This window comes from Rhodococcus sp. BUPNP1 (genome assembly GCF_002215235.1).
Classification (GTDB): domain Bacteria; phylum Actinomycetota; class Actinomycetes; order Mycobacteriales; family Mycobacteriaceae; genus Rhodococcus.
This window is the reverse complement of sequence record NZ_NERM01000004.1, coordinates 174,688-192,843: the sequence shown is the minus strand read 5'-3', so window position 1 is coordinate 192,843 and position 18,156 is coordinate 174,688. Positions and strand designations below refer to the sequence as shown.

17 protein-coding genes and 2 tRNA genes are annotated in these 18,156 nt (G+C 68.4%); 9 read left to right on the top strand and 10 right to left on the bottom strand.

Going from position 1 to position 18,156, the window contains the following annotated elements; translation table 11 throughout:
- Positions 1–27 precede the first annotated feature (27 nt).
- Positions 28–1,179, top strand: a complete 1,152-nt coding sequence (locus B9C99_RS05845; RefSeq protein ID WP_088897294.1) for a thiolase family protein — start codon at positions 28–30, stop codon at positions 1,177–1,179.
- Between the two features lie 200 nt (positions 1,180–1,379).
- Entirely contained in the window at positions 1,380–2,417 is a 1,038-nt protein-coding gene (locus B9C99_RS05840) for an alpha/beta hydrolase family protein (RefSeq protein ID WP_088897238.1), read from the top strand.
- A 10-nt stretch (positions 2,418–2,427) separates the two neighbouring features.
- On the opposite strand, the gene B9C99_RS05835 is transcribed toward B9C99_RS05840, so the two are convergent.
- Positions 2,428–3,393, bottom strand: coding sequence for an endonuclease/exonuclease/phosphatase family protein (locus B9C99_RS05835; protein ID WP_088897237.1), 966 nt, complete (start codon positions 3,391–3,393; stop codon positions 2,428–2,430).
- Between the two features lie 39 nt (positions 3,394–3,432).
- Entirely contained in the window at positions 3,433–4,398 is a 966-nt protein-coding gene (locus B9C99_RS05830; RefSeq protein ID WP_088897236.1) for a YafY family protein, read from the bottom strand.
- Positions 4,399–4,459: 61 nt separating this feature from the next.
- On the opposite strand from B9C99_RS05830, the gene B9C99_RS05825 reads away from it, so the two are divergent.
- Both B9C99_RS05825 and B9C99_RS05820 read left to right on the top strand, forming a co-directional pair.
- Positions 4,460–5,032 carry a DinB family protein gene (locus tag B9C99_RS05825; protein WP_088897235.1) on the top strand — a complete coding sequence of 191 codons (573 nt, stop codon included), beginning with the start codon at positions 4,460–4,462 and terminating at the stop codon, positions 5,030–5,032.
- A gap of 1 nt (position 5,033) precedes the next feature.
- On the top strand, positions 5,034–5,471 hold the full coding sequence (locus B9C99_RS05820; RefSeq protein WP_088897234.1) for a VOC family protein: 438 nt from the start codon (positions 5,034–5,036) through the stop codon (positions 5,469–5,471).
- A 12-nt stretch (positions 5,472–5,483) separates the two neighbouring features.
- Here the strand turns inward: B9C99_RS05820 and B9C99_RS05815 are convergent, their stop codons facing one another.
- Entirely contained in the window at positions 5,484–5,873 is a 390-nt protein-coding gene (locus tag B9C99_RS05815) for a VOC family protein (protein ID WP_088897233.1), read from the bottom strand.
- Between the two features lie 74 nt (positions 5,874–5,947).
- Here B9C99_RS05815 and B9C99_RS05810 point away from each other — a divergent pair, with 74 nt between their 5' ends.
- On the top strand, positions 5,948–6,694 hold the full coding sequence (locus B9C99_RS05810; protein WP_088897232.1) for a TetR/AcrR family transcriptional regulator: 747 nt from the start codon (positions 5,948–5,950) through the stop codon (positions 6,692–6,694).
- A 321-nt stretch (positions 6,695–7,015) separates the two neighbouring features.
- Here the strand turns inward: B9C99_RS05810 and nhaA are convergent, their stop codons facing one another.
- Positions 7,016–8,869: a Na+/H+ antiporter NhaA gene (gene nhaA, locus B9C99_RS05800; RefSeq protein WP_088897293.1), complete on the bottom strand. Its 1,854-nt coding sequence runs from the start codon at positions 8,867–8,869 to the stop codon at positions 7,016–7,018.
- A gap of 437 nt (positions 8,870–9,306) precedes the next feature.
- Here nhaA and B9C99_RS05795 point away from each other — a divergent pair, with 437 nt between their 5' ends.
- Complete coding sequence (locus tag B9C99_RS05795; protein ID WP_088897230.1) at positions 9,307–9,753, top strand: hypothetical protein; 447 nt, start codon at positions 9,307–9,309, stop codon at positions 9,751–9,753.
- On the opposite strand, the gene B9C99_RS05790 is transcribed toward B9C99_RS05795, so the two are convergent.
- The 3 genes from B9C99_RS05790 to B9C99_RS05780 all read right to left on the bottom strand — a co-directional run bounded on the left by B9C99_RS05790 (position 9,750) and on the right by B9C99_RS05780 (position 10,588).
- Entirely contained in the window at positions 9,750–10,130 is a 381-nt protein-coding gene (locus B9C99_RS05790) for a hypothetical protein (protein ID WP_088897292.1), read from the bottom strand. The two genes, B9C99_RS05795 and B9C99_RS05790, sit on opposite strands and share 4 nt — an antisense overlap.
- A gap of 122 nt (positions 10,131–10,252) precedes the next feature.
- A tRNA-Ile gene (locus tag B9C99_RS05785) sits at positions 10,253–10,326 on the bottom strand.
- A 189-nt stretch (positions 10,327–10,515) separates the two neighbouring features.
- Positions 10,516–10,588 (bottom strand) — tRNA-Asn (locus tag B9C99_RS05780).
- Positions 10,589–10,736: 148 nt separating this feature from the next.
- Between B9C99_RS05780 and B9C99_RS05775 the strand changes: the two genes are divergently transcribed.
- Complete coding sequence (locus B9C99_RS05775; RefSeq protein WP_024101344.1) at positions 10,737–10,982, top strand: hypothetical protein; 246 nt, start codon at positions 10,737–10,739, stop codon at positions 10,980–10,982.
- Positions 10,983–10,986: 4 nt separating this feature from the next.
- Here B9C99_RS05775 and dnaG read toward each other — a convergent pair whose 3' ends face one another.
- The 3 genes from dnaG to B9C99_RS05760 all read right to left on the bottom strand — a co-directional run bounded on the left by dnaG (position 10,987) and on the right by B9C99_RS05760 (position 14,964).
- Complete coding sequence (gene dnaG / locus B9C99_RS05770; RefSeq protein ID WP_088897229.1) at positions 10,987–12,882, bottom strand: DNA primase; 1,896 nt, start codon at positions 12,880–12,882, stop codon at positions 10,987–10,989.
- A 79-nt stretch (positions 12,883–12,961) separates the two neighbouring features.
- Positions 12,962–14,233: a deoxyguanosinetriphosphate triphosphohydrolase gene (locus tag B9C99_RS05765; RefSeq protein WP_088897228.1), complete on the bottom strand. Its 1,272-nt coding sequence runs from the start codon at positions 14,231–14,233 to the stop codon at positions 12,962–12,964.
- Positions 14,234–14,271: 38 nt separating this feature from the next.
- On the bottom strand, positions 14,272–14,964 hold the full coding sequence (locus B9C99_RS05760; RefSeq protein ID WP_059380849.1) for a YdcF family protein: 693 nt from the start codon (positions 14,962–14,964) through the stop codon (positions 14,272–14,274).
- Between the two features lie 86 nt (positions 14,965–15,050).
- Between B9C99_RS05760 and B9C99_RS05755 the strand changes: the two genes are divergently transcribed.
- Positions 15,051–17,060, top strand: coding sequence for a TPM domain-containing protein (locus B9C99_RS05755; RefSeq protein WP_059380848.1), 2,010 nt, complete (start codon positions 15,051–15,053; stop codon positions 17,058–17,060).
- Between the two features lie 3 nt (positions 17,061–17,063).
- Positions 17,064–18,134, top strand: a complete 1,071-nt coding sequence (locus B9C99_RS05750; RefSeq protein ID WP_088897227.1) for a DUF6670 family protein — start codon at positions 17,064–17,066, stop codon at positions 18,132–18,134.
- Positions 18,135–18,156: the final 22 nt, after the last annotated feature.

Below are 18,156 nucleotides of genomic sequence, written 5' to 3'. Positions count from 1 at the left end.
CACACATCCCATCGAGGAGTTCCCGACATCATGAACGACGTTGCCATCATCGGGGTGGGCCTTCACCCGTTCGGTAGATTCGGCGCCAAGTCGGCCATCGAAATGGCCGCAGACGCAATCCAGCTCGCGCTCGAGGACTCGGGTGTCGCCTGGAAGGACATCCAGTTCGGCATCGGCGGCAGCTACGAGGTCGACAACACCGACGCCGTCACCCGCCTCGTCGGCCTGACCGGCATTCCCTTCACCAACGTGTTCAACGCGTGCGCGACGTCCGCCAGCGCGATCGAGCAGACCGCCGACGGGATCCGTTCCGGCAAGTACGACATCGGCATCGCGGTCGGCACCGACAAGCACCCCCGCGGCGCCTTCACCGCCGATCCCGCCATGCTCGGTCTGCCCGCCTGGTACGCCGAGAACGGACAGTTCGTCACCACCAAGTTCTTCGGCATGAAGGCGAACCGCTACGCCATCGATCACAACATCTCGCACGAGACGCTCGCACGGGTCGCAGCGAAGAACTACCGCAACGGCGGCCTCAACCCGAAGGCCTTCCGCCGCACGGAGTTCGGCATCGACGAGATCCTGTCGTCGCCGATGCTCAACTACCCACTCACGGCGAAGATGTTCTGCGCGCCGGACGAGGGTGCCGCAGCGGTGATCATGTGCCGCGGCGATCTGGTGTCGAAGTACACCACCAACAAGCCGGTCTACCTGCGATCCACTGCGATTCGCACGCGCACCTACGGCGCGTACGAGGTCCATGCGACGTGGGCGTCGGTCGAGGAGGACGTCTCCCCCACCGCCTACGCCGCCAAGGCCGCCTACGAGGCCGCCGGCATCGGCCCCGAGGACGTCGATGTCGCCCAGCTCCAGGACACCGACGCCGGCGCGGAAGTGATCCACATGGCCGAGACCGGCCTGTGCGCCGACGGCGACCAGGAGAAGCTGATCGCCGAGGGAGCCACCGAGATCGGCGGGTCCCTCCCGGTGAACACCGACGGTGGTCTCATCGCCAACGGTGAACCCATCGGCGCCTCCGGTATCCGCCAGGTCCACGAACTGGTGCTGCAGCTGCGCGGTCAGGCCGGCGAGCGGCAGGTTCCGGGCGAACCGAAGGTGGGCCTCGCCCAGGTCTACGGCGCACCCGGCACCGCCGCCGCGTCGATCCTGTCACTCTGAGTGCCACGTAATCGTTCGAAAGTCCGGCCACCGCACGAGATCCCGAGTGCGGTGGCCGAACTCGTCTCGGCGCCATCGCGAGTCCGGAATCACAGCACCCCGGGGCGCTTTTCGCAACCGGAGGAAGGTACTGTCCAGCTCAGCGGGTCGAGTGTGGGGGAACGACTCATCAGCATCAATTCGAGTCGAGGAGTTCATCCGTGCGTCGATCCGTCGTGTCCCGTCGTGGCTTTCGCAGCCTTGTTGTCGGTCTCGCAGGCCTCTCGGCGCTCGTGTTCGGCACCGCCACCGCGCACGCCGATCCCGAGCAACCCGACGCCGAGCCCGCCACCGCCTACGTCGAGGGCGTCGACGAGGTGACCGACCAGCACCGGACGGTCCGCGTCTACTCTCCAGCCATGGACACCGTGATCCCCCTGGACGTCCTGCGTCCGGCCGATCCGAGCGAGCCCCGGCCGGTCGTCTACGCCCTCGGCGGCGCGGGTGTCGGCGTGATCGACGGCACCGGGTGGATGGAGAGCAGCGACATCGCCGAGTTCTTCTCGGACAAGAACGTCAACGTGGTCATCCCCGCCACCGGCAACTTCAGCTACTTCACCGACTGGGATCTCGACGATCCGGTTCTCGGTCGCAACCAGTGGCAGACCTTCCTCCTCGAGGAACTGCCGCCCGTCGTCGACGAGCTGCTCGACACCGACGGCAAGCAGTCGATCATCGGCATGTCCATGAGCGCCGGCTCCGCGCTGGACCTCGCGATCCAGAGCGGCGACCTGTACTCCGGCGTCGCATCCCTGAGCGGATGCGTGCGCACCAGCGATCCGGTCGGTCAGCTGTACGTGAGGCTCGTCGTCGAGCGCCGCGGCAAGGGCGACGTCGAGAACATGTGGGGTCCGGCCGACGGTCCGCGCTGGGCCGAGCACGACGTCTACCTCAACGCGGAAGGCTTGCGCGGCAAGGCCTTGTACCTGTCGAGCCGCAACGGTCTGCCCGGCCCGTACGACGTCCCCGGTCAGGAACGAGCGGCGGGCGAATCGTTCGCCACGCAGATCGTCGCAGGCGGAGCGATCGAGGCCGCCACGAATGCCTGCACGCGTCAGCTGGTGGACCGGCTCCAAGCGCTCGACATCCCGGTCACGGCCGAACTCGATGCCGACGGCACGCATTCGTGGGGTTACTGGGAGGACGACCTGCGCAAGGCGTGGCCGATCCTCGCCGAGTCGATGGGCGCTGAGGCCTGATCGCGAGGCGTCACTCGCCGGGGTCCAACCGGATCCGGGCGACCACCGAACGGTGATCCGCCCCGGGAAGGTCGTCGGACTCGAACGCGACGGCCGTCCCGTTGCCGACGAGGATGCGATCGATCGCCACCAGCGGTGGGCCGGGTTTGTCGGTGGGATAGGTACGCACCGTCCCCGCTCCCGCCTGCTCCGCGGCATCGGCGAAACGCCCCGAGAGCAACGCGCGGAACTGCGCATGGTCGTAGGTCGCGTTGAAATCGCCGCCCACGACTGCGGGGACGTCGGCCGGAGATCGATCGAGGATGTCCTGCAACCGTGACAGTTCGGCAGCCCAGTCCTGCGCGTCGAACACCGGTGGGACCGGATGGAACGCGTGGACCGCGACCGGTCCCGCTCCCGGTACGTCCGCGACGGCCGAGAGCTGGCGGAAGACGAATCCGTCGTGTTCGACGGTGTCCGACAACGGAAACCGGCTCCAGATCCCCGTTCCCGACGCCAACTCTCCGGGGACGAGATACCGATGGGGCAACAGCTCGTCGAGACCGGCACGGGTGAGTCCGTCGACCCCCGCAGAGGTGAGTTCGTTCACCGTGAGCAGGTCGACGTCGCGGTCCCGGACCCGGGACACGACGACCTCGGGATCGGCACCCCCGTCGAACAGGATGTTCGCGTGCATCACCGTGAGGTCGGGACCGTCACCGGACGCGGCCGTCGCGACGTGGAGAGGCGCCTGGGTCCAGACCGCCGCCGCAGCAACCGCAATCGCAACGAGGGCCCCGAGTGGGCGTCGACGGACGGCGAAGACGATCAGCCCGATCACCGCACCGGCCATCAGATACGACGCGCCGGACCCTGCGAGCACCAAGGGCTGAGCCGACCACGTACCGAAGTGGAGCGCGAGCCCGACCGCGCCTGTCGCGGTTGACGTCCACCCGAGAACGTCCGATCCGAGCCGGAGCCACTTCGCAGTCACCACGCCACACAACCATGCCGCAGGTCCGTGCGCGAGGACCCGTCACCGATCGGAGCGGGAGGCGATCGCGGCGAGGCGCTTCGCGAGCCGGTCCGCGGCCTCCCGAAGTTCCGGTGGCTCGATGACGACCGCCTCGAAACCCATTCGCGCGACGTGCATCACGACCCAGTCCGGGTCGTCCGCGCCGACGACGAGTACGCACCACCCGTCCTCGTCGTCCTCGACCCGCCCGACCTGCGGTGGCACCATGTCACGCACCTGGTCGGCGTCCGCCCGCAGGCGGATCCGCGCGATGTACCGGTAGGGCGACTCCGTCACGGACCGCTGGACGTACGACACCGGATCGGGGTGCTGCCGCGGCCGGAACCGCCACGTCGTGGGCGTCACGTCGCGCATCCGGTCGAGCCGGAAGGTGCGCCAGTCGTCGCGATCGACGTCCCATGCCATGAGGTACCAGCGCTGCCCTGCAGCGACCATCCGCACCGGTTCGACGGTGCGCTCGTCGTCCACCTCCTGCCGGGTGGTGTACCGGAACCGCACGCGGATCGCGTCGCGGCATGCGCGAGCCAAGCCCAGCAGCGTGTCGGCATCGATCTCGGTGCTCGTGCCGACGACGGTTTCGGTGGCGCCGTAGATCGCCCGCACCTCCGCGCGCAGGCGCGGCGGCATCACCTGGTCGAGCTTGGCCAGTGCGCGCAGGGCCGCCTCGGCGGCACCGGCGATGGTGCTGCCCGACGCCAGTCGCAGCGACACCGCCGTCGCGATCGCTTCGTCGTCGTGCAGGAGCAGCGGCGGCAGTCTCGTGCCGGCACCGAGCTGATACCCACCGCCGACACCGGGGGTCGCGCGGACGGGATAGCCGAGGGCGCGCAGACGATCGACGTCGCGGCGCACCGAGCGATCGGTCACGCCGAGTTCCGCAGCCAGTTCGTCAGCGGTCCACGACGGGCGACTCTGCAACAGCGCAAGCACCCTCAGAACCCGTTCGGTGGTCGACTCGACGGTCACACGACGATCGTCGCACGGATCACGGACCGAATCTGTCCGGAATATGCGTCAACCTGGAGCCATGACAGAACTCGACTGGAACCACCTACTGCGACAGCAACTCGACTATCCGGTTCGCCGCCGCCTCGACGGCCTCACCGACGACGAATACTTCTTCGAACCCGCACTCGACTGCTGGAGTGTTCGGCCGCGCGGGACGGGCACCGCTCCCCTACTGGGAGGCGCCGGGGCGATGACCATCGATTTCGCGTTCCCCGAACCCGATCCGCCGCCCTTCACGACCATTGCGTGGCGGCTCGGTCATGTGATCGTCGGTGTACTGGCGATGCGCAACGCGAGCCATTTCGGACGCACCGCCACCGACTACATGTCGTTCGAGTACGCAGCGACCGCGGACGAGGCCCTCGCCCAGCTCGATGCCGAACTCGCCACGTGGATCGCGGGCGTCGAGTCCCTCGGGGAAGACGGACTCGCCCGGCCGTGCGGTGAAGCCGAAGGACCATACGCCGAGTACCCGATGGGCATGTTGGTCCTGCACATCCACCGCGAACTCATCCATCATCTGTCCGAGGTCTGCCTTCTGAGGGACCTCTACCTGCACACCCGTACCCGCGCCCGACAGGAGGCGAGCTGACATGGCCCGCGACATCCAGATCACGTTCGACTGCGCCGATCCCGCGGCTCTCGCGGATTTCTGGGCGGACGCCCTCGGCTACGAACTCCAGAAGCCGCCCGGCAATTTCGTCTCGTGGGACGACGCGCTCGACGCGATGGGGGTGCCACTCGAACGACGCAACGACGCCTCGGGCATCGTCGACCCGGACGAGGCAGGGCCCCGGCTGTTCTTCCAGAAGGTGCCCGAGGGCAAGCAGGCCAAGAACCGGGTGCACCTGGACGTGCGTGCCGCACCCGGACTCGACGGCGCCGAGCGCATGGCCGCCCTGGAAGCCGAGGCCGAACGGCTCGTCGCGCGCGGGGCCACGCGCCTGGAGCGTCACGACCCGGCGCCGCCGTTCGGGGCCGGCCACATCGTCATGGCCGACCCCGAGGGCAACGAATTCTGCCTCGACTGAAACGTCGCGTGGTCAGGCCGGTTCCGAGACCCAGTGGACGAGTTGCCAGATGATCCCGTTGGGATCGGTGAACTGGCAGTATCGCTCGCCCCACGGCTCGGTCTCCGGCTTGGTCACCACCGTCGCACCGGCTTCGGCGATGCGCGCGAACTCGGTGTCGACGTCGTCGACGACGAAGGCGATGAGCATGCCCTGTCCGGCCGGGCCGGCGACGGATTCCGGTTTGAAGGTCGCCAGCCCGGTACGCAGGAACACGATGTTGAATCCTGCGTCCGGGTGAGTCAACGAGACGAATCCGTCCGCGGACATCTCCTCGGTGAAACCGAAGTGCCGGATCGCGAAATCGGCCGATGCGGCCGTGTCGGCGACGTTGAGCGACAGTGCTGTGGACTTGATTTTCATAGGACCTCCCCCGGGAGCAGAAACCTTGTACGGCGTATAGAATACTCCCGAGAACGGGATTTCGGGAGGCATTTATGGCGCGCGATCTGATCGACCTGCTGTGGCGCGAACATCCCGACGCGCCGACCGGGGGTTCCCGCGGCCCGAAAGCCAAGGTCACCACCACATCCGCGGTGGAGGCGGCCGTCACCGTCGCCGACGCGGAGGGCCTCGACGCGGTGACGATCCGTCGCCTCGCGACCGATCTGGGTGTCTCCGCCATGGCCCTCTACACCCATGTCGGGTCGCGCGACGACCTCCTCGTCCTCATGGTCGACCGGGTCCACACCCGGCAACCCCGACCGCCCTACGAGTCCCCGTCGTGGCGGGATCGGGTACGGCAGGTCGCCGAATCCGAACTCGAGCACTACGCCGCACACTGGTGGCTGCTGGACGTCGACGATCAGCGCACGGCCCTCGGCCCCGGCACGATCGCGAAGTACGACCACGAACTCCACGCCTTCGACGGAACATCCCTCGGCGACATCGATCGCGACGCCGCGCTCACGTTCGTCGCGGACTTCGTGCGGGGTGCGGCCCGAGCCCGACGCCCCGATCCGCACGCCGCCGACATGGGCGAGGCCTGGGCGCGATGGAACGAGCGACTCGCGCACTATCTCGGCGACGACCATTCCCTCGCCCAGCGGGTAGGGGCGGCGGCCGGGGCGGAGATGAACGCCGCCTACAGCCCGCACCACGCGTGGGAGTTCGGGCTGCAGCGCGTCCTCGACGGGCTCGAACCGCTCGTCTCGAATGGCGGGGTGCGACCCACCGGGGAGTGATTTCCCCGAAGGTTCGTACGAGAGATTCGAGGTTCTCATGAAGCGATTCGCCGCGGGCGTGCTCGGTTGTGCCGCAATCGCCCTCGCAGTGCCGGCCACGGCGTACGCAGATCCCGGCACACCTACGCTCCCCACGGAGGACTACTCCGGGTGCCGTTTCGCGTCGATCTCCGCGGAATGCCGCTGGGAAACGCTCCTCGCCAGCTTGGCCGGCCTGTTACCGACCGGATCCGCGGAGGCCGGACCCGCCATCCGGTAAGAGCCGTCACGACTTGGGTGGATCCGCCCCCGCTTTCCGGGGTCGGATCCACCCGAATCGCATCACCCCTGCCGCACCTCTTCGAGCCTGCGGATCAGCGTTGCCGCGTCGAACGGGCCGGTGTGCCGGGTGAGGTCCGAGCCGGTAACGCCGAGATAGAAAGTCGGTGTTCCGAAGACGTCGCTGGTCTCGGCGTCGAGATCGTCGTCCTCGACGCGGTGCCGGTGACGCCCGAGGCGCAGGTCCTCGTCCAACAGGTCCATGTCGAGCCCCAGTTGCTGGGCGTGTTCGTAGATCTCGTCGTGGGACAGAGCGTCGCTGTGGGCGAACAGATGGTCGTGCATGTCCCAGAACCGTCCCTGCGCGGCGGCAGCCTCGGCCGCTTCGGCAGCGAACCGCGCGTGCGGGTGGTGCTCGTCGAGGGGCAGGTGCCGGAAGACGTACCGCAGTTCGTCGCCGAAGTGCTTGTGTACGTCGCGGATGCTGCCGGTGGCCTTGCTGCAGAACGGGCACTCGAAGTCTCCGTACTCGACGAGTGTGAGCGGAGCGTCGACTGGTCCCCGCACGTGGTCGCGATCCGGGTCCACCGGACGCAGCAGTACCAACCCGGCCGGTCCCTGTGGCGGATGCAGACGGTCGGACAGCCGGAACAACGCCCAGCCCAGTGCGGTGGCCAGAACCGCCGCGAGAAGTACGCCTATCCGGGCGTCGTTGGCCGCCTCGGGAGATTCGATTGCCAGATCCACGATGAACAGGGAGATCGTGAATCCGATGCCAGCGAGCGCGGCACCGCCGCTGACGCGCGAGAGGGTGAGTCCCGGCGGCAGGCTGCCCGGCCGCAGACTCGAGAAGACGGCGGTGGCCGCGGTGATGCCCACGAGTTTGCCGACGACCAGACCGAGGACGACGCCCCACGTGATCGGCGACCGGATCGCAATGCCGACGGTCTCGGCGGAGATCACCACACCCGCGTTGGCGAGGGCGAAGATCGGCACGACGAGGAACGCCGTATACGGCTGGTAGAGCCGTAACAGCCGCTCGTTGACGGACACCGCGCGGAGTACCCCGAGTTGCGCGGCGCGCGCGTAGTCGGAGTTGGGCGATTGACGGAATGCCCGCGTGAGTTCGCCGGCGCGCTCCACTTCGCTGCGGCGCGGCGGATAGACGGGAAGGATCAACGCGATCAGTACACCGGCGAGTGTGGGGTGCACACCGGATTCGTAGAACGCCACCCACGTCCCTGCTGCGACGACGAAGTAGACGACGCCCCGCCACACTTCGAGCCGGCGGAACTGAAGGATCAGCAACAGTCCGATCGCCGCGGGTATCAGATAGACCGGCTGCAGATCGTCGGTGTAGACGAAGGCGATGATGGCGAGAGCGCCGATGTCGTCGGCCACGGCCAGCGTCAGGATGAACACGCGCAGGCGGGCCGGGCACCGCGGTCCGACCAACGCGAGCGCGCCGAGGACGAAGGCGGTGTCGGTCGAGACGACCACACCCCACGCTCCCGCGGCCTCCCCGCTGGGATTGAGCAGCAGGAACAGTGCTGCAGGCAGCGCCAGACCCGCGATCGCGGCCACGAGCGGGACCGCCGCGCGCGTCCGGTCGGTGAGCTCCCCCATGGTGAGCTCGCGTTTGACCTCGAGGCCGACGACGAAGAAGAACAGCGTCATGACGGCGTCGTTGACCCAGTGTTTGAGGTCGAGGTCGATGCCGTAGTCGCCGATGCTGATGCTGAGCGGCGTGTGCCAGAACGCCTCGTACGAGTCGCCGAGGTTGGCCCAGACCAGAGCGATCAGGGTCGCGGCGAGTACGACGCCTGCCGCGAGCGTGTCGTCGTCCGTGCCGTCGCGGACCCCTGCCAGGAGATCGGACGCCCGGCGGAGCGTCGTCGGTTTCTCGTCGACCGTCATGTGCTCCCTCGTTCCACGGTCCGCTTCGAGCAACTCGGTGCCGGTGAGTACGCCGACGAAACCGCACAACGCCCGGCCCCGGGACGATTATTTCCGGAACCGACCATTCGGAACTGCATTGTCCGAACACAACAATGCAACCGGATCTGTCGTCCAGGAGGCGGAATGCACCCCTCCGACTACCGACCTCGTCCGAAACTAGACCGAATCGTTGTGCCAACAACCGTTTTCGGCGGTTCGACAGCCCGACCGTTACATTCCGCCGCTTCGTGTCACCTCCACGGACGATAGCCCTGCGCGTCCGCGCCGGGTATCGTCACGATCCACCGAAGCGTCGGTTCCGAATAACCCTCGGCGAGAACAACTTTCCTAAGTTCTCTTACGGAGAGGAGGTGGATCCGTTGCTGCACAGGGGAACGATCCGAAGAACCCGATGGATGTTGATCACCGCAGTGGGAGCAGGGGTACTCGTCGCGGCGACGACACATCAGCCCGTCTCTGTGGACGGGACCGACCCGACGGTCGCGCATGCCCGGTCGTCGCACTCCTCGGTCCCGGTGTGCGCGCCGCCGGACGGCGCGCCCGTCTGGCGTCCGGACGCGCTCGGCGACCACCCGGATCCACCGGCTGCGATCGGAGCGGTGGCGAGCGGGCGGATCGGAGGCGTCTTCCATCCGTCCACCACGGTTCGACTGGTCGGCCTGGACGTGTGCGAGCAGCACATCGACCGCAGCATCGTCACGACGAGCGAGGGTTGGTTCCTGTTCACCGGTCTCATGCCGGGTCGCTACACGCTGTTGGGAGACGACGGAACGGTGCTCACCGAGGTCGAGGTCTCCGCCGAGTCACCGGATCACTCCGGACTGGTGCTGGCCCCTGGTTAGGCCGTCAGCACGAGGAGGTAGCCGCCGCCGGCCGACTCGATCCTGGTGTCGAACCGCACTCCCGGCTCGAGGCGCGACAAGCGGTCGAGGAGCCACTCGGAGGCGTCCTCCGCGTCCGACTTCTCGGGACACCGAGCGACGGCGACGCGACCGCCCTTGCGCGTGAGCTGCTCGACGACGCCGATGATGGGCGCCGGGTCGACGACGAACAGCCGGTCGGGCCACAGCACGACGGGTTTGACGGCACCCTTCTTGGTGTTGCAGGCGCGGTGCGCGAGCCGCTCGACTCCACCCTTCCCCTTGCCACCCTTCTTGGCGGTGTTGATGCTGTCGATACTGGGACCGCGCGGGTCGTTGACCGACATGTCGGGGTCCACGGGCTCGTCGCACAACCAGCAACGCCACGCCTCGCGTTCGCCGACTTCTCGAAGGGTGCTCATGGGGTCGAACGCTACCGTTCCGAGAAGCAGGAACATCTCGCGGCCACGAGCGGAGGATGTGGGGCGGGCGGGGCTCGAACCCGCGACCAGCGGATTATGAGTCCGCGGCTCTAACCGACTGAGCTACCGCCCCGTCGCGACGACACGCGTCGCACAGTGCCGCACTCGTCGCACGGCGCGATCGAATGCTACCCGGACACAGCGGGCAACACGCTGCCGGGCGCGAAGTAACAGAGATCACATTGGGGATGCTCTGCCGCATCGGCACACCCCGGATACACAGAATCCTCCCACCCGTGACGGGTGGGAGGATTCTTGGGCGCTCCCCCGGCTGGACTCGAACCAGCAACCGTTCGATTAACAGTCGAATGCTCTGCCAATTGAGCTACAGGGGATTGTCCTGCGGTGCTCCGCGGTTTCCCCCGGTGCGTGAAAAACCATAGCGTCCTACCCACCGCAGCACCAAATCGCCTGCTTGTGGGCATGCTGCGGGGTCATCGGGCAGGATGGGGACGACGCAGTCACGGGTGGAAGGACAACACATTGATGGGTTTGTTGGTCGGGGTCGCTGCGGGATACGTGCTCGGCACCCGAGCGGGTCGCGCGAGATACGAACAGATCAGCAAGACGGCCAAGGCGGTGGCCGCGAGCCCCGTCACGAAGAAGGCGATCGAGGTGGGCCGGCAGAAGCTCGCCGACTCGCTCAGCCCTCAGCCCAAGCTCGAGCCGATGAAGCCCATCGACGAGACGACGACGATCATGATCCCGCGGGACCAGTTGAAGAAGTAGACGGTCAGCCGGCCAGGCCGTCCCCGATGGCCTGGTCGAGCAGGCTCCGCCGGTACTGTTCGAGCGCCATGAGGTCACCGAGCAGGGCGTGGAACTCCTCGGACTCGGTGGCCGGGGAGATCCGCTGCAGTTTGGACTTCAGTTCGGCCACCTGCTCGCCGACCCAGACCTCCTGCAGCCGCGCGAGTACGCCGCCGATGTAGCGCGGCAGCCGGTCCTCTTCGGTGGGGACGGGTTCGACGGCGAGTTCCATCACGAGCGAATGCGCGACGGGGTCGGTCGCGGCCCTTCCGACGGCGTCGACCCATTCGGCTCCCCCGAGGCCCGCTGCGGTTCCGCCGGCGTCGGCGACGGCCTGCCGCACGGCCGCGTAGGCGGGGTCGGTGAAGGTCTCCGGCGGCAAGGAGTCGAAGACAGTCCCGGCGATGCCGGGATACTGCAGGGCGGCCTTGAGCGCGTCGCGCTGCGGCCACAACGTCGGATCGTTGGGGCGGGGACGTCGCAGGGCCGACGCAGGCTCTGCCGTGGCCGTTGCGGCCCGCGTCTTCGCTTCCGGTGCACGGACTCCCCGTCGCGCTTCCTCCTGCACGCGCCGGCGCACGGTGGGGATGTCGTCCCATCCCGTCCAGTGCGCGAGTTGCACCGCGTAGTTGTCGCGGATCGTGCGGTCCTTGATCCGTCCCACCACCGGGACGCATCGGCGCAGGGCCTCGACGCGACCTTCGACGGTGTCGAGATCGTGTTCGGCGAGAATCGATTTCACGACGAACTCGAACATCGGGGTGCGGCGGGCCACCAGGTCGCGCACCGCGCCGTCGCCCGACTGTTGCCGCAACTCGCACGGGTCCATGCCCTTGGGTGCGATCGCGACGTAGGTCTTCGCAGCGGTCTTCTGATCTCCCTCGAACGCCTTCATCGCCGCCGCGCGACCGGCGTCGTCGCCGTCGAAGGTGTAGATGACCTCACCGCGGAAGAAGCTGTCGTCCATGAGCAGACGACGCAGTAGTGCGAGATGCTCGTCACCGAAGGCGGTGCCGCACGCGGCGACCGCGGTCTTCACACCGGCCAGGTGCATGGCCATGACGTCGGTGTAGCCCTCGACGATCACGGCCTGATGCGACTTGGCGATCTCGCGCTTGGCGAGGTCGAGACCGAACAACACCTGAGACTTCTTGTACAGCACCGTTTCCGGTGTGTTCATGTACTTGGCGGTGATCTGGTCGTCGTCGTACAGACGGCGGGCACCGAAGCCGATGACGTCGCCCGCTAGATTGCGGATGGGCCACAGCAGCCGACGGTGGAAGCGGTCGATCGGACCGCGGCGTCCCTGCCGGGACAGTCCGGCGGCCTCGAGTTCGGAGAAGTCGAATCCCCGGCCGAGGAGGTGCTTGGTGAGCGCGTCCCAGCCGGCGGGTGCGTAGCCGCAACCGAACGTCTCGGCGGCCGCCTGGTCGAAGTTGCGTTCGGTCAGGTAGTCGCGGGCGGCCTGGGCGTCGGGCGTGCGCAGCTGCTCGGCGTAGAACTGCTGGGCGGCCGCGTTCGCCGCGACCAGCCGGGCACGGGTGCCCCGGTCGCGCTGGACGGACGGACCGCCGCCCTCGTAGTTCAGCGTGTAGCCGACACGCTCGGCGAGCTGCTCGACGGCTTCGACGAAGCTGACGTGTTCGATCTTCTGCAGGAACGAGTAGACATCGCCGCCCTCACCGCAGCCGAAGCAGTGGTAGTGCCCGTGATTGGGCCGCACGTGGAAGGACGGGGACTTCTCGTCGTGGAAGGGACACAGGCCCTTGAGCGAGTCGGCGCCCCCGCGCTTGAGTGCGACGTACTCGCCGACGATGTCCTCGATGCGCACGCGGTCGCGAATGGCCGCGATGTCTCTGTCTGAAATACGGCCGGCCACGAGACGAGTCTAAGCCGCCCCGCAGACTGCTCGGCAGGACGGTCGGCCGCGACCTGCCGTCGCGATCGCTCGAGCCTCATCAGCCCCAGCTCGCCTGCGCGGCGAGGCTGTCGCGGTCGATCCGTTCGAGGCGTGATTCGGTGCACGAGGCGATCTGATCGACCACGACCCGCACCTTCGCAGCATCGTCGGGCGCGGACTTCCAGGCGGCGACGAAGAACGGGTCGAGACCGACCGGCGCGGTGCGCAGCAGCCACTCGGCGACGCGGTGGATGCGCTCGCGTTGTGATTCCTGGCGGGTGCGGTGGGCGCGGTCGGACATGACGAACTGCAGCGCCATCGTCTTGAGCAACGCGACCTCCGAGACCACGATCGGCGGGACCACGAGGTCGGCGTCGTACCGGGTGACGCGTCGACCTTCCGTCGCCTCCCGGGTCCCGAGGATCGCTGCGTTGGCGAAGCGGCCCACCAGCTCGCTGGTCAGCTTCTTGAGCGCGACCGAGCAGGCGAGGGTGCCGTCGAAGGTGCCGACGGCGCGGACCACCGGCATGGAGGACAACCGCTTGGCCGCCTCGGTCAACTCGGCCGGGTCGAGACCCGAGAATTCGCGCATGCCCACCTCGATGAGTCCGGCGACATCGTCGGGATCGTCGAGCATCCGCAGGTCGATGCGACCGTCGATCACACCGTCCTCGAGGTCGTGCACCGAGTACGCGACGTCGTCGGACCAGTCCATGATCTGCGCCTCGAGGCACTTGCGGCGCTCGGGTGCGTCTTCGCGGATCCAGTGGAGGACCTCGGCGTCGTCGTCGTACGAGCCGAACTTCGCGCCCGGGCGCGGACGCGTCCACGGGTACTTGAGCGTCGCGTCGAGCGAGGCCCGGGTGAGGTTGAGACCGGCGCTCGAGCCGTCCGGATAGAGGATCTTCGGTTCGAGGCAGGTGAGGATGCGCAGGTTCTGCGCGTTGCCCTCGAATCCGCCGCAGGACTCCGCGACCGCGTCGAGTGCCCGCTCACCGTTGTGCCCGTAGGGCGGGTGCCCGATGTCGTGGGCGAGGCCGGCGAGGTCGACGAGATCGGGGTCGGCGCCGAGTCCTTCGGCGATGCTGCGGCCGATCTGCGCGACCTCCATCGAGTGCGTCAGACGGGTGCGCGGGGTGTCGCCGTCGCGGGGGCCGACGACCTGTGTCTTGTCGGCCAGGCGGCGCAGGGCCGCGCAGTGCTGCACGCGCGCACGGTCGCGTGCGAAGGCGGTCCGCTCGGACGCCGCTCCCTCGGACCCGGCGAGCGCCGAGGTCTTCCGCGGCTCGGCAACGCGCCGTTCGAGATCGTGTTCGCTGTAGCCCTGCATCACACTGCCTTCCGTCACCGAAGACCCTACGTTCCGCCTCACTGCTGCGCCGTGTACGGGAAATCGGCGGAGAAGTGGGTGATCTGGTACCAGATCAACGCGCCGGTCTCGCGGGCGATGCCGTGCAGTTGCGACTCGCGGGTGAACACTGCCGGACCCTGGCGGGTGGGAGCTGTCCAGGCGTCGAGACCGGCGTCGCGCGCCATGGTCCGGGTGCGCAGCGAATGCCACGGGTCGCTGACGAGCACGACCGACGACAGGCCCAGATCCGACATCTCGCGGCTGACGGCCTCGACGCTGAGCAGTGTGTCCGAGCCTTCCTCGACGGCGACGATCGCCTCGGCGGGCACCCCGCGCGAGACGAGATAGTTCTTGCCCGCCGCGGCCTCGGTGAACAGGTCGCCCTCCTGCTTGCCGCCGACGGTGACGATCCGCGGCGACACTCCCGCTTCGTAGAGCTTGAGGGCCTGCTCGAGGCGGGCCTCGAAGACCGACGACGGTGTGCCCGAATACTGGGCGGCCCCGAGCACGACGATGGCGTCGGCTGGGGTGCGGTCGTCGATCCGCGCGACCTGCCACACCCGCAACGCCGTGCCGCCGACGACGAGGACGGCGGCGAGCAGCACCCCGACGATCAGTCGCCGGAGCCAGCGCGCGATGCGCGCGCCGACCCCGAGGTCGTCCCCGGTGTACGTCGCGGTGGTGCCGGTGCGGCGGGATGCGGTGCTCACCCCCTGATTCTGCCAGCGAACGAGAACGCGTCGACCGGACGACGCGCCGACCCCGTCCTCACCTCGCAGCCACTAGATTCGATTCCATGGCACACGTATCGGCCGCACCGCCCCGGCGACCTGCACGGTCCGCGCTCGCATTCGTCCCCGCCCTGCTGGCAGTGGCCGCGTGGCTGCTCCTTCCCGCGTCGGCGTCCGCGGAGCCACCCTCGCGGCTCCCCCAGCCGATCACCGACACGGCAGGCGTGCTCGACGACGCCGACGTCGCACGGATCCAGGAAGCGACGAACACCCTGTACGACGAGCACGGCCTGCAGTTGTGGGTGACCTACGTGTCGAGCTTCGACGGACGCGACTACGACAGTTGGGCGCAGGCCACCGCGCAGGCGAGCAACTTCGGTCCCGACACCGCCCTGCTGGCGGTCGCGACCGACGACCGCGAGTTCGCGCTGTGGACACCGACGGGTTCGGAGATCTCCGAGAGCGAACGCGACCGGATCAGCTCGTCCGACGTCGTGCCGGCGCTACGCAACAGTGATTGGGCAGGTGCCGCCGTGGGTGCGGCCGACGGGTTGAGCAACGCCCTTACGCCGTCGGCCGCTCCGGTGACGACGTTGCTCGTCGGCGGCGGTGTCATCGCAGCCGGCGGTGCCGGTGTCTACGCCTACAACCGGCGGTCGAAGAAGAAGCGCGCCGAGGCCGGTGCAGCGCAGGCCGCGCAGATCGATCCGGCCGACACCACCGCCCTGCGCGGTCTGCCGATCGAGGGTCTCGACCAGTACGCGCAGACCCTCCTGGTGGACACCGACAACGCGGTGCGGTCCAGTGCCGAAGCGCTCGAGCTCGCCCGGGGCGAGTTCGGGGACTCGGCGGTGGCTCCCTTCGACCGCGCGCACCGGCAGGCGCAGGTCGCGTTGGCGAACGCCTTCGAGATCCGTCAGCGTCTCGACGACGACATCCCCGAGACGCCCGAACAGCAGCGCGACATGCTCGTGCAGCTCGTCTCCTCGTGTGGGCAGGCGAACCGCGAACTCGACGCGCAGGTCGAGGCGTTCGACAAGATGCGGAATCTGCTGCTCGACGCTCCGGCCCGTCTGGACGGGCTCACGCAGCGCGCGATCGCGCTGACGGCCCGCATCCCGGAGGCCGAGCGGATCCTCGGGCAGCTGCACTCGGAGTTCCCCACCGGCGCCCTGACCCCGGTGGTGGACAACGTCTCGCTGGCCCGGGAGGAGATCTCCTTCGCGGAGAACGCGATCGACCAGGGCCGCACCGCGGTGGCGCGACCGGTCGGTGAGCAGGGCGACGCCGTGCGCGCGATCCGCGAGGCCGAACGCGCACTGGGGCATGCCGCGACGCTGCTCGACGCGCTCGACCATGCGGCGGAGGACATCCGGCGCGCGATCGCGACGCTTCCCGCCGCGGTGGAGGACGCCGAACAGGGTGTCGCCGACGCGAAGCAGCTCCTCGACGCGGGCGGCCCCGAACTCGTCGACGCCCTGAAGGCCGTGCAGGAAGCCCTCGAACACGCTCGGGCCGAGCAGCACACCGACCCGCTGGGCAGTTTCACGCGGGTCGTCGAGGCCGATGCGCGGCTCGACGAGTTGCGTGCCCGGACGCGGCAGGCCAAGCAGCAGGCCGAGGAGATGCGTCGCCGCCTCGAGCAGGATCTGAGCGCGGCGCAGGCGCAGGTCACCGCCGCGGCCGACTTCATCGGGACGCGCCGCGGCGTCGTGGGTGCCCAGGCACGCACCCGCCTGTCGGAGGCCCAGCGGCACCTGCAGGCCGCGCAGCAGGCAGCCGAGTCCGATCCGGCGGCGGCCATCCAGTACGCGCGGTCCGCCGCGTCGCTGGCCGCGCAGGCACTGCGCAGCGCCCAGAACGACGTGCAGCGCTGGAACAACCAGCACCGTCCGCCCCGCGGTGGTTCGTCGGGCGGCAACGTCGCCGGCGCCGTGCTCGGGGGCATCCTCATCAACAGCGTGCTCAACAGCGGCCGCGGTGGTGGTTTCGGCGGCGGTTTCGGTGGGGGCGGCTTCGGCGGCGGTGGTTTCGGGGGCGGCGGCTTCGGCGGATCGAGCGGAGGACGCTTCTAGACCATGCGCCCGATCGCAGCACGCGCACTGGGTGCCGGTCTCGGATCGGCCGTCCGCCTGTTCGATTCCGCCGCGTCGTCCGACGGAAAACCGTTCTCCGAACCCGACATCCTGCGCCCGCACGTCGACACGCGTCGGTTGGGGTGGGTGCACTACGGCGTCATGATCCCGGATCTGCCGGAGCCGCACCGGTTCTTCTCGATGATGTCGCTGATCGGCGCCACCGGGTCGCTCGCCTTCGACAACGACCACGCGCTCGTGGCGCCGCCGCGCCGCAACGCCACCGTGGTCGCCGGCACGGCGGCATCGCATCCCGCGCACTTCGGGAACTACGCCGTGGGCGACGATTTCGTGTCCTCCCCGGACGGATCACTGGTGAAGTTCGGGGACGATCTGAGCCTGACCGGCCGCTACCCCCACTACGAACTCGTGGGACGGCTCGGAACGGTCGACGTCGCGCTGACACTGACCAACACGGACACGGTCTCGTGGTTCTTCCGCAGCCCGCTCTACAAGCACTTCGGGTTGCTCACCGAATACGAGGGCACCTTCACCCACGAGGGCCACAGCGTCACGGCCGAAGGTCTGTGCTCGTTCGAGTACGGGGCGATGCCGAGCCCGTATCTGATGCGGTCCACTCCCCTGCCACCCGCGGCGAAGGCTCCGCTCGACCATTTCGTCTACCAGATCGTCGATCTCGACGCCGACACGCAGATCCTGTTGAGCCGCTACGCGATCGGTGGCCGGCCCTTCATGACGACGGCGATCCTGCGCACCCGCGGCGGCTACGGAACCCGTTTCCGGGACGTGGACTTCGAGATACTCGAACTGCACGACGAGCCCGAGCCGACTCCCTACGGCATCCCGATGCCGGTGCCGCGCCGGACCCGGTTCCTGGTGAAGGACACCCGCGGTCGTCCCTGGCTGGATCTCGAAGGGATCATGGACACTCCGTTCACCTACGGTCTGGGCACCGGATTCGTCACCGGTTTCGCGTGGTCGGCGACCTGGCGGGGCGAGGAGATCTCCGGTCGCGGATATTTCGAGTACATCGATCGGCGCTTGACGACCTGACCGCTACGAAACACCCGCCTAC